At 40.7% G+C, this 11382-nt stretch carries 12 protein-coding genes; 5 read left to right on the top strand and 7 right to left on the bottom strand.

The genetic code is table 11. The features are described 5' to 3' along the window. The first annotated feature begins 39 nt into the window (after positions 1-39). Entirely contained in the window at positions 40-1086 is a 1047-nt protein-coding gene (gene queA / locus KK060_RS12785) for a tRNA preQ1(34) S-adenosylmethionine ribosyltransferase-isomerase QueA (RefSeq protein WP_254154131.1), read from the top strand. A gap of 106 nt (positions 1087-1192) precedes the next feature. Here queA and KK060_RS12790 read toward each other — a convergent pair whose 3' ends face one another. Beyond that, entirely contained in the window at positions 1193-1441 is a 249-nt protein-coding gene (locus KK060_RS12790) for a hypothetical protein (RefSeq protein WP_254154132.1), read from the bottom strand. Positions 1442-1519: 78 nt separating this feature from the next. Here KK060_RS12790 and KK060_RS12795 point away from each other — a divergent pair, with 78 nt between their 5' ends. Further along, positions 1520-2203: a 2-C-methyl-D-erythritol 4-phosphate cytidylyltransferase gene (locus tag KK060_RS12795; RefSeq protein ID WP_254154133.1), complete on the top strand. Its 684-nt coding sequence runs from the start codon at positions 1520-1522 to the stop codon at positions 2201-2203. 243 nt (positions 2204-2446) lie between these two features. Here KK060_RS12795 and KK060_RS12800 read toward each other — a convergent pair whose 3' ends face one another. Next, complete coding sequence (locus KK060_RS12800) at positions 2447-2668, bottom strand: DUF2795 domain-containing protein (RefSeq protein ID WP_039751840.1); 222 nt, start codon at positions 2666-2668, stop codon at positions 2447-2449. Between the two features lie 285 nt (positions 2669-2953). Between KK060_RS12800 and ettA the strand changes: the two genes are divergently transcribed. Both ettA and KK060_RS12810 read left to right on the top strand, forming a co-directional pair. Beyond that, the gene (ettA, locus tag KK060_RS12805; RefSeq protein ID WP_254154134.1) at positions 2954-4636 is read left to right on the top strand and encodes an energy-dependent translational throttle protein EttA; all 1683 of its coding nucleotides are present in this window, start codon (positions 2954-2956) and stop codon (positions 4634-4636) included. A gap of 123 nt (positions 4637-4759) precedes the next feature. Further along, complete coding sequence (locus KK060_RS12810) at positions 4760-5128, top strand: DMT family protein (RefSeq protein ID WP_254154135.1); 369 nt, start codon at positions 4760-4762, stop codon at positions 5126-5128. Between the two features lie 12 nt (positions 5129-5140). Here KK060_RS12810 and KK060_RS12815 read toward each other — a convergent pair whose 3' ends face one another. Then, positions 5141-6064 carry a lysophospholipid acyltransferase family protein gene (locus KK060_RS12815; protein ID WP_254154136.1) on the bottom strand — a complete coding sequence of 308 codons (924 nt, stop codon included), beginning with the start codon at positions 6062-6064 and terminating at the stop codon, positions 5141-5143. An 86-nt stretch (positions 6065-6150) separates the two neighbouring features. Between KK060_RS12815 and KK060_RS12820 the strand changes: the two genes are divergently transcribed. Further along, positions 6151-6654: a SixA phosphatase family protein gene (locus KK060_RS12820; protein WP_254154137.1), complete on the top strand. Its 504-nt coding sequence runs from the start codon at positions 6151-6153 to the stop codon at positions 6652-6654. Here the strand turns inward: KK060_RS12820 and KK060_RS12825 are convergent. From KK060_RS12825 to KK060_RS12840, 4 genes are all read right to left on the bottom strand, one after another. Further along, entirely contained in the window at positions 6651-7706 is a 1056-nt protein-coding gene (locus KK060_RS12825) for a DUF4421 family protein (protein WP_254154138.1), read from the bottom strand. The genes KK060_RS12820 and KK060_RS12825 overlap by 4 nt on opposite strands. Continuing rightward, complete coding sequence (gene hslU, locus KK060_RS12830) at positions 7706-9103, bottom strand: ATP-dependent protease ATPase subunit HslU (protein ID WP_254154139.1); 1398 nt, start codon at positions 9101-9103, stop codon at positions 7706-7708. The genes KK060_RS12825 and hslU overlap by 1 nt, the downstream gene beginning before the upstream one ends. Positions 9104-9108: 5 nt before the next feature. Beyond that, positions 9109-10143 carry a type IX secretion system protein PorQ gene (porQ, locus tag KK060_RS12835; protein WP_254154140.1) on the bottom strand — a complete coding sequence of 345 codons (1035 nt, stop codon included), beginning with the start codon at positions 10141-10143 and terminating at the stop codon, positions 9109-9111. Between the two features lie 29 nt (positions 10144-10172). After that, a partial coding sequence (locus KK060_RS12840) for a S16 family serine protease (protein WP_254154141.1) occupies positions 10173-11382 on the bottom strand: 1210 nt, incomplete at its 5' end.

Genomic DNA, 11382 nt, shown 5'->3' on the forward strand with positions numbered 1-11382 from the left:
AAAATACCCTTGATTGGGTAAACTTTGCGCAAATAAAATATGAAGCTATCCGAATTCAAGTTTGAGCTACCCGCTAACCTGATTGCTAACCGCCCAGCCGAAAACCGCGATGAATCCCGTCTGATGGTTGTCCATAAAGATACCGGCAAGATTGAACACAAGGTGTTTAAAGAGATTGTTGAATATTTTAATGAAGGAGATATTCTTGTAGGTAACGATACCATGGTGTTTCCCGCCCGCCTCTACGGAAGAAAAGAAAAGACAGGTGCAAAGATTGAGGTGTTTCTTTTGAGAGAACTAAACGCAGACATGCACTTATGGGATGTTCTGGTAGATCCTGCGAGAAAAATCAGGGTAGGTAACAAATTATATTTCGGAAACGGAGACCTTGTAGCAGAAGTTATTGATAACACAACATCAAGAGGAAGAACAATACGTTTCCTTTTTGACGGAGATTCTGCTGCCTTTGATAAAGTTATTGAAACACTTGGCGAAACACCCCTACCAAAATACATTAAGCGAAAGGTAGAACCGGAAGATAAAGACAGATTCCAGACTATTTATGCAAAGCATAAAGGCGCTGTTTCTGCTCCTACCGCAGGCTTACACTTTACACGTCAGTTATTGAAGCGCCTTCAGATTAAAGGTGTAGAGATGACACACGTTACTCTTCACATCGGCTTAGGTACTTTCAGACCTGTTGATGTTGAAGATTTAACAAAGCACAAAATGGACTCGGAGAACTTTATTGTTGGTCAGGAGGCCGTTAATATGGTTAACAAAGCACTTGATAATAAAAACCGTGTTTGTGCCGTAGGTACTACTACCATGCGTGCACTTGAATCTGCAGTTTCTGCCACCAACCGCCTGAAGCCTCGCGAAGGATGGACTGATAAATTCATCTTCCCTCCTTACGATTTCAAAATCTGCAATGCAATGATTACAAACTTCCATATGCCTGAATCAACACTTTTGATGATGACTGCGGCATTTGGGGGCTATGAACTTATAACAGAAGCTTACAAAGTTGCAAGAAAAGAGAAATACAAGTTTCTCACTTATGGCGATGCTATGCTCATTATTTAAGCAGAAAGCTTAAAGCTCAAAGCAAAAGCCAAAGGCTATACGTATAAGATTTAAGAAAAAGCTGCATTTAAGGGATGCAGCTTTTTTTATGTGTGCTGATTTGCAACTATATCTCCTTAATCATATACAAATAGACAGCTATCGCGATTGGATAGATGATAAAATATTGAAATGTAGGCGCGAAGAAGCGAAGGAAGATACCAAATGGTACTAACAACAAAACAAGACCACCTATAATAACCATAGTTTTCTTGAAACCACTAACTGGTTGTTTAAACACCTCAAGCATCCTGTAAATAAGAAAAGAAATAACAACTGCATTAAAGGCTATAACAAGTATTCGCAACAAAATCATGGTAACGCGCTTTACGATAAAATTAGCAATTATCAACCAGGAAGAAACTTCTTAATTTAGCCTTCTAATTTTAATACATTGTCACAGAACGAATACGCAGTTATTGTTGCCGGCGGAAAGGGCACGCGAATAAAGAGCTCTACCCCCAAACAATTTCTTGAGCTTGCAGGTAAGCCTATTATACTTCATACGATAGAAGCGTTCTACCGATATTCCAAAGACATCAGGGTTATCCTGGTTCTTCCGGCTGATGCCTATAGCTTATGGGATTATATTGTTAAAGATTACAATTTTCAACACACTGTAACATTACAGCAAGGAGGAGAATCGCGGTTTCAATCTGTTAAAAAAGGGCTTCAGCGAATTCAAACAAATGGGCTGGTGGCAATACACGATGGTGTTCGCCCGCTCGTTACTACTGATATTATTGAATCATCTTTTAAGCTCGCCAAAGAAAAGGGATCGGCAGTTGCAGCGGTATCGCTAAAAGAATCAGTTAGAATATTAGAGGGCGATCATACAAAAGCGCTTGACCGAGCAAAATATCGTCTGATTCAAACACCTCAGACTTTTGATATTGAACTCATAAAAAAGGCCTATGAACTAGAGGACGATCCATCCCTTACGGACGACGCAAGTGTAGCTGAGCGGTGGGGCCATACTATTTCTCTTTTTGAAGGAAACTATGAGAATATCAAAGTTACAACCCCTGAAGATCTGATTATAGCAGAAGTACTTTTACAGAAAAGAAAAACCGGATAATAACCATTGATAACCTACCTGTAGGGGTCCAGAAGATCTGCAATAGTGGCAGGAGTAGGGAGAGCAGCAAATGAGTAGGAGAAAGTTAAGGCTGCTAAAATAACCGCTTTCTAAACAATCGATTTAATATCTAAAAATTTAACTTGGATCAGAATATCTTAAACAGGAACGGACATAATCTGATCTAACATCAAATTATGTCCGTTCTTTGTATTTCTGAAATGAGCCTATTATTCTGCCGCTCTAGTACTCGTCTTCGTTGAAGAAGAAGTCTTCCTTAGTGGGATAATCAGGCCATATCTCTTCAATACTTTCGTAGGGTTGACCGTCGTCCTCTAGCTCCTGGAGGTTTTCAACAACTTCTAAAGGAGCCCCTGATCTGATCGAGTAGTCAATCAGTTCATCTTTCGTGGCAGGCCAAGGAGCATCTTCAAGGTAAGAGGCAAGTTCTAGGGTCCAATACATAGTTTTAAGTCCTCCTTTAATTTTTCGCAAAAATAAAATTTAATTGAACAAAACAAACTACCAGAAATTTTTATTTCCAAACGGTTATTACTGGTAAGTGGTTTCCTGCTTTACATTGATTTATTTACAAAAATGTAACCAGCCAAGGCCTTTCCATCAAGTTATTTGCCATATTGCGCCTCTAATCAAGGTTAAGCTGTTAACCTCCTTAACATTTTCAAGCATAATTTTATTGTGTGTTAAACCAGAATTAACCAGGGATTAGGTACAACAATTGAATTAATTATGGCTGACGAAAAAATTATTTTCTCGATGACTGGGGTTAACAAGATTTATCCCCCCAGCAAACAAGTTCTCAAAAATATATACCTATCCTTTTTTTACGGAGCAAAAATTGGCGTACTGGGTTTAAACGGATCAGGTAAATCTTCCCTGTTAAGAATTATTGCCGGTATAGACAAAGAGTACCAGGGCGAGGTAGTATCTGACTTAAGTTATACTGTGGGCTTGCTTGAGCAGGAGCCCCAGCTTGATAAAAATAAAACAGTAAAAGAAGTAGTTGAAGAAGGTGTGCATGCAATTGCTTCTTTACTCAAGGAATTTGAAGCGATAAACGAAAAATTCGGTGATCCTGCCGTTCTTGAAGATCCAGATGCGATGGATAAACTAATCCAGAAGCAAGGAGAAATTCAGGAAAAGCTCGATGCTTCAAATGCATGGGAACTAGACCATAAGCTTGAAAGAGCGATGGACGCTTTGCGTTGCCCCCCTCCTGATGCAAAAGTAGAACATCTCTCGGGCGGTGAAAAAAGAAGGGTAGCGTTATGCCGGCTGCTGTTGCAAGAACCGGATGTGCTGTTGTTAGATGAACCTACCAACCACTTGGATGCTGAATCTGTACATTGGCTTGAACAACACTTAAAACAATATAAAGGCACTGTTATTGCCGTTACCCACGACCGTTATTTCCTTGACAACGTTGCTGGCTGGATACTTGAGCTCGATCGCGGAGAAGGCATTCCATGGAAAGGAAACTACTCTTCATGGCTAGACCAGAAACAAAAACGGCTTGCTCAGGAAGAGAAAACAGAATCTAAGCGTCAGAAAGCATTGGAGCGTGAATTGGACTGGGTGAGAATGAACCCTAAAGGACGCCAGGCAAAAGGTAAGGCCCGTTTGAATGCTTACGAAAAACTATTAAGCCAGGAAACAAAAGAGAAGGAAGAGAAGTTGGAACTGTTCATTCCTCCGGGACCTCGCTTAGGGAATAAAGTTATTGAAGCTAAAGGAGTATCAAAAGCGTATGGCGACAAGCTGCTTTATGAGAACCTTACATTTTCCCTTCCTCCAGCGGGTATTGTTGGCATTATAGGACCAAATGGTGCTGGTAAAACAACCTTATTTAAAATGATTACCGGCAAGGAAAAACCAGATGCAGGTACTTTTGAAGTAGGTGAAACTGTAAAGATTGCTTACGTCGATCAGGAACATGATGACCTTAAACCTGAAGAAACCGTATGGCAAGCAATCACTGGTGGTAATGAATTGATAGAGCTCGGGGGAAAACAAATTAACTCCAGAGCCTATGTTGGCAAATTCAACTTCAACGGAAACGATCAACAGAAGAAGGTGAAAGAACTTTCCGGTGGTATGAGAAACAGAGCTCACCTTGCCATTGCTTTAAAGCAAGGCGGAAATCTACTTCTACTTGATGAACCTACCAACGACCTTGATGTTAACACCCTTCGTGCCTTGGAAGAAGCCCTTGAGAATTTCGGTGGATGTGCTGTAATTATTTCCCACGACCGTTGGTTCCTGGATAGAGTATGTACTCACATCCTTGCCTTTGAAGGCGATTCACAAGTGTTCTGGTTCGAGGGAGGCTTTAGCGAGTACGAGGAAAACAAACGGAAACGTTTAGGCGATGAGCAACCTCATAGAATTAAGTACAAGAAACTGGTTAAATAACTTAAAAGATAAGATCTATTCCAAAAGACAGTGATATTAACATCAATCACTGTCTTTTTTGTTAGTAGGTTGATTGCATTACAGCTACAGGTGCTTTTACTTTACCATTAGTTCACAAATACAATGAGAGCTGTCTACACAATTATACTGCTTATACTCTCCAACACGTTCATGACCTTTGCCTGGTATGGTCACCTGAAATTCAAAGACATGAAATGGAGTGAGAATCTTCCGCTGATACTTATCATCCTCATCAGCTGGGGTATTGCTTTGTTTGAATACATCTTGCAAGTACCTGCGAACAGATTAGGGTTCAAAGACTACGGGGGTCCATTTACGCTCGTACAGCTAAAAGTTATTCAGGAAGTAATAACGCTAACTGTATTTGTAATTTTTTCACTGGTATTTTTCAAGAACGAGACCTTCCGCGTAAACCACCTGATAGGTTTTGTATTTCTTATCCTGGCAGTCTACTTCATCTTTAAGAAGTAGAAACGGGAATATTTACGCTCCTTCTACGTCGCTGCGTTGTGTTTTCCAGCGCTCATGCATCCAAACCCACTGATCAGGATGTTTGCGGATTGCGTCTTCAATGAAGTTGGTGAGAATTTGTGTGTTGTATACCACATCATCTTCTTCATTGTCTGTTACACGAAGAGGTATTTCAGGGAGAATATGCATGTGCTGCAAGCCATCATCACCCAAATGAATATAGGTAGGAACAACGGCGGCTCCTGTTTTTAATGCCATTATTGTAGCGCCTGCCGGCGTAGCTGCCCTCATCCCAAAAAAATCTACAAACACAGTTTTTACTTTTGTGTCCTGATCGATAAGCAACGCAACTGAACCACCTGACTTCAACACTTTAATCATCCGAAAAGTCTCTTTTCCCCGGGCAATTGCAACAGCCCCATGTGCATTTCTATAGTCCCATAACAGTTCATTCAAACGCTCATCTTTCAGCGGTGTGCCTATGATATTGGGATTTAAACCACGCATAGACATATTTGTTACCTGCAGGTCAAAAGCACCGAGATGACAAGTAAGGAAAATGACTCCCTTGCCCTTTTGATTAGCCTTCTCGAAATTCTCGTAGCCATGCGTTACGAGAAAAGACTCTAATTCTTTTATGTTTTTAATTTTTGAAGCACGCAGAATTTCACCCGTATTCTTCCCTAGCATTTTGAAGGTGCTTTTTGCCAGTGCTTTTATTTCACCTGCGGACTTATCATTAAAAGCGAGGGACAAGTGTTTTATTGTAAGCCGTCTGGTTTTACCTGCAAAATAATAAGCAAGTGATCCCAACATGCCACAAAAATTCAACCATACCTTACGGGGAATAATAAGGGATAACCCTATAAGAAAACGTATGAACCAGTACAGAAACGAGTAACGAACGTATCTTCGTGTAGTCTTCAATCTTGACATGGCTGCGAAGATAATATTTATTTAACCTTATTCGTTCTTCAAATTATCGGTAATTCGGCATGCTTCATTAACTTCACCCCTAGCACATGAAAACTTTATATATTGTACGTCACGCCAAATCCAGCTGGGCAGATCCGGAGCAAAACGATTTTGAAAGGCCGCTTAATGAACGTGGCAAACGCGATGCACCGCGCATGGGTAAACGACTTAAAGAGAAAGGCATTGTTCCCGATATTATAGTTTCGAGTCCTGCTAAAAGAGCAAAATCTACAGCGAAGAAAATCGCGAAGGTGTTAGGGTATTCAAAAGAGAAAATATCCAAAATAACGAAGCTCTATCATGCCACCGATGATGAAATATTGGGAGTGCTAAAAACCATCAAAGACATTCACAGCAATGTTATCGTAGTTGGTCATAACCCCGGATTAACGGATTTCGCAAATGCTTTAATACCACAATCAGTTGACATCGACAATATTCCTACCTGCGGCATTGTTGCCATATCTTTTGATGTTACGCAATGGAGGGATATCACGTGGGGACAAGGGAAATTCCTTTTCTTTGACTATCCTAAAAGCAAGGAAGATTAAATCTTAAACGGGATAAGATCCCAGACTCGCTTTCGCAGAAAGCCAAGTTCATTTAAGCGATACCCGATGAGTATCTTAAATGTGCCATTGTTATTTGAAAACCTGATGTCTTCAAAACGAACATTACTTCCCTGGGTAATAAAGCTGATGCCCCCAAAAATGCGTTCGCCATTATATCCCATGGCTATGCGCGCCGCAATAAAACTATTTACAGAAGTTTCATTCCTGTCGGCACTGTTCTCTGTCTTATATAAAATCCAGTGATGCGCCGGCCCCACTGCCAGCGTACCGTTTAGGAAGAAGTTTTTAAACACCATACTATACGTATAACCGGGCGCCAGGCTAAACGTTGTATAACGCAGGTTTTCGAAGGCTACATTAGCACCAAACTTCGTTTGTTGTTCGGAGGTTATGATGGATGAGTCTGCATTTAATTTAAATGAACTTAATCCTCCAAACATCAGCAGTGAACCCTTGCTATAGAGCTGTCTCTCAGCGAAATTATAAGAAGAGCGGAATGAGAATCTGCTATTGTCAACAATATAGTGTCCTGTTAAGCCAACATTATTTGTAACGATATCAGAACGTTGTGGTAAGGGTGTATCAGCGTCGGGAGAGACACCTGATTCAGTAATGTAAAAACCATTATATCTTTGATAGAATAAATCAAGGCCCCATTTCTTTCCCAACAAGTTGAACTGGATATCTCGCGCCTTAGACTTGCCATAGATCTCCTGGCTTTGCTGATCCAGAGGGACAGCAAATGCAAGTTCAAAATTGAATTCAAAAAGATAAAGGCCAAGGCCTAAGCTGTATGCATTGTTTGGTTTATATGTTAAAAGATTATTCTCAGAGCCGTCCTTTTCTATTTCAAAGTTCAGGCTTCGCTTTTTGATTACAGGGTAAATAAAAAAGTAATCCGGGAATTTCTTGATGTAGTATGCCCGGATTGAATCTCTTTCAGTTTGCTGTGGATTAGCAATGGTTGATACATCCTGCCCTACAAGTGTAGTTGTTGTGTAACAAAGAAGTATAACAACCAAAAAACGCATTATAATATGTATTGACTTAGATCCTTATTCTTAATCAGGTTTTGCAGCTTCTCCTTTACCAGGTTTGCATCAATTGTAATTTTTGATTCTGCAGGAATCTTATCCGGTACGTCATACAACAGCTCATTCAGCAATTTACTCATTACTGTTTGTAGTCTTCTTGCTCCTATATTTTCAACTTCTGCATTTATGGTAAATGCTGTATTGGCGAGCTCTTCAATTGCATCTTCAGTAAAAGAAATCTGAACCCCTTCAGCTTCAAATAAAGCTTCGTATTGTTTCGTTAAAGCATTTTTAGGTTCTTTTAAGATCCTTATAAAATCATCTTTCGTTAAGTTGGTTAACTCAACACGAATAGGGAAACGTCCCTGAAGTTCTGGTATCAGATCAGAAGGCTTGGAAATATGAAAAGCGCCTGCTGCAACGAAAAGAATATGATCTGTTTTAATAACACCATGCTTCGTGTTAACGGTGCTGCCTTCAACAATAGGCAACAGGTCGCGCTGTACACCTTCACGACTTACATCGGGACCACCCCCTCCTTTTCTTGACCCTGAAGCAATCTTATCTATCTCATCAATAAATATGATACCTGCATCTTCTGCTCTTCTAATCGCTTCTTCCTTCACTTCATCCATGTCTATAAGCTTTGAAGCCTCTTCCTCAAGAAGTAGTTTTCTGGCTTCCGCTACGGTTACCTTTCTCTTCTTACTTTTCTTTGGCATCATTCCGCTTAACATATCCTGAAGATTCATCATGGATACTTCGTCCATCATACCCGCGCCAATCATGCCAATGTTAGAGCCACCACCACCTTTGATGTTTATTTCTATCTTTCTATCCTCGAGTTCTCCTTTACGAATCTTCTCGCGAAATAAAGTACGTGTTCGCTCATTCAGCTCCTCGTCAGACGAAGGCATGTCGTCACCTACAGAGGGGGAGAAACCCGCGTTTGATTTTGACTGAACTTTTAACGGAGGTATCAGTGCATCAAGAATTATATCTTCGACGATCCGTGCCGCCTTCTCCCTTACTTCTTCCTTTTTCCTGGCCTTAACTAGATTTACTGACTGCTCAACAAGATCGCGAACCATGCTCTCTACATCTCTTCCCACATAACCAACTTCTGTAAACTTCGAAGCTTCAACTTTTACGAAAGGAGCATCTGCTATTTTTGCAAGCCTTCTTGCTATCTCAGTTTTACCTACACCTGTAGCGCCAATCATAAGGATGTTATTAGGAATAATTTCACCCTGAATTTCAGAACGCACATTCATCCTCCTCCATCTGTTCCTGAGTGCTATGGCAACATTGCGCTTTGCCTCGTACTGGCCAATAATGTATTTATCAAGCTCCGCTACAATTTGAGCGGGTGTTAAATATTTGGTATCCATCATAATTTTTACTTTCTCCTTAATAGTTTGTTGATGTTGGTAGATAACGTAAACGAATACGCTGCCTTCCCTGCCATATAAGCCATCCGGCTAAAGGCAAAATCAAATCTTTTTACAGTGGCAGAAAAACCAAGAGACAAACCAGCTCCGCCGCCAGCGTTCTCCAATTTCAATGCCTGGTGATTGAGGTAATTATATCCCAATAGTATGTTAACGTTCTTATGCAGCAAAACCTCTCCGCCAAAATTTAAATGGCTAAAGATTTTGCTGACTACAGTAGGTTCTTTTGCATTTACATCAGCCGGATTATTGTGTACTATATCATTATGAGCAAGATTATATGCCGTAATAGAAAACCGAAGAGGCATATGTCTTGGTTTAAATGTAGTACCAAGTTGTACATCAAAAGGAAGACGGCTACTCGTTGGATTTGAATAGTCTGAGATTACGAGACCTACATTCTTTACTGCCAGCCCGATGGTGAACTGCTCTTCGGGATGGATAAATACACCGCCTATGTCTGCTGCTACAGCAGTTGCATTATAACCACCGATGCCTGAAAAGATTCCTTTCAATGTTACTCCTATTCTGAAATTACCAGCCTGGTGACTCTTCGAGATCAGCAATGCTGTTTCCTGAGCCTTAAATTCGCCTGTTTCTGCGCCAGAAGGATCATACCCCATAACGGTTCCATAATTCATATGCTGAATGCCCAGGGTAAACAAGCCGGCCTTCTTGAATTTATTGGAATAGACAATGGTAGAATGACCGATATCTGCGACATAGAACTGATAGCTGGCAGACCCTAATCCTGATAAAGTATCACCAACAAGAGCCGGATTACTTACGAAGAAATTGACATCGCGATCAGTTAACGAAACATTTACGCCACCCAATCCGGAAAGTCGTGCCGACGAAGCCACATTCAAAAACTGAAAAGAACGTTCACCTCCAGCCTGTCCGTAAGAATCAATACCCACCAACATGCCCGTTAGTAAGCTAAAGATTTTTAATACAAGTGGGAGGCTTGTTAGCTGTTGCAAACAAAGCGTTCTTTTAAAAATATCAGGCATTAATTACTTGCAAATGACTGAAACTTCGGGGGATCACTTAATGTAAATTTCAATGGTGATTCTACTTTCTCTTTTAACAATGCTGTTTTGAGAACTTCGTCCACCGTATCTACGTAATGAAAGACAAGCCCCTTTAAATAGTGCTTTTCTATTTCTTCGATATCTCTCCTGTTCTTGGCACTTAGAATTATCTCTTTGATACCACTTCTTTTGGCAGCAAGAATCTTCTCCTTTATTCCACCTACGGGAAGTACTTTACCGCGCAGCGTAATCTCTCCTGTCATTGCAAGCTTACTCTTAACTTTTCGCTGTGTATATATTGAAGCAAGTGATGTAAGCATTGTAATACCTGCTGAAGGGCCATCTTTTGGCACAGCACCTGCAGGAACGTGAATATGTAGATCATACTGCTGAAAGATACGATGATCAATACCTAATGCATCTGCGTTAAACTTCAGATACGAAAGTGCTGCCATTGCAGACTCCTTCATCACATCACCTAGTTGTCCTGAGATAGTGAGGGCGCCCTTTCCTCTGCTTAAGCTTGATTCTACAAACAGAATCTCTCCTCCTACCTGCGTCCATGCGAGTCCGGTTACAACACCTGCCACATCATTACCCTGATAAAGCTCTTCATCATGAACTTCGGCACCCAATATCTTTCTTATTGATTCTTCATTGATCACTTTATCGTACTCCTCCTCCATAGCAACAGACTTTGCTATATGACGAACCACTGTTCCTATCTTTCTCTCAAGACTCCGAACGCCTGATTCGCGGGTGTAACTATTCACAATCTTAGCTACAGCCTGACGAGGAAACTTAACATGCGATGCTTTTAAACCATGTTCCTTGAGCTGTTTTGGAATCAAATGTTTTAAAGCAATCTCTACTTTTTCTTCAAGTGTATATCCTGTTACTTCAATGATCTCCATCCTATCGCGTAAAGCAGGATGAATGGTATCTAGTGAGTTTGCTGTAGCGATGAACAGAACCTTTGAAAGATCGTATTCGACTTCCAAATAGTTGTCGCCAAACGTACTGTTCTGTTCGGGATCCAAAACTTCAAGCAGTGCCGAAGATGGATCGCCACGAAAGTCAGATTTAACCTTATCTATTTCATCGAGTATGAAAACCGGGTTTGATGTCTGTGCCTTCTTGACGTTCTGTAAAATCTTACCAGGCATTGCTCCAACATAAGTCTTACGA

It is taken from the genome of Chryseosolibacter indicum (genome assembly GCF_018598585.1).
Taxonomy (GTDB): domain Bacteria; phylum Bacteroidota; class Bacteroidia; order Cytophagales; family Cyclobacteriaceae; genus Chryseosolibacter; species Chryseosolibacter indicus.

Coding starts and splice junctions, on each gene's coding strand:
- queA (WP_254154131.1), top strand. CDS start 40: ATGAAGCTATCCGAATTCAAGTTTGAGCTACCCGCTAACCTGATTGCT.
- KK060_RS12790 (WP_254154132.1), bottom strand. CDS start 1,441: ATGATTTTGTTGCGAATACTTGTTATAGCCTTTAATGCAGTTGTTATT.
- hslU (WP_254154139.1), bottom strand. CDS start 9,103: ATGATGGATACCAAATATTTAACACCCGCTCAAATTGTAGCGGAGCTT.
- KK060_RS12815 (WP_254154136.1), bottom strand. CDS start 6,064: ATGTCAAGATTGAAGACTACACGAAGATACGTTCGTTACTCGTTTCTG.
- KK060_RS12810 (WP_254154135.1), top strand. CDS start 4,760: ATGAGAGCTGTCTACACAATTATACTGCTTATACTCTCCAACACGTTC.
- KK060_RS12825 (WP_254154138.1), bottom strand. CDS start 7,706: ATGCGTTTTTTGGTTGTTATACTTCTTTGTTACACAACAACTACACTT.
- KK060_RS12800 (WP_039751840.1), bottom strand. CDS start 2,668: ATGTATTGGACCCTAGAACTTGCCTCTTACCTTGAAGATGCTCCTTGG.
- ettA (WP_254154134.1), top strand. CDS start 2,954: ATGGCTGACGAAAAAATTATTTTCTCGATGACTGGGGTTAACAAGATT.
- KK060_RS12820 (WP_254154137.1), top strand. CDS start 6,151: ATGAAAACTTTATATATTGTACGTCACGCCAAATCCAGCTGGGCAGAT.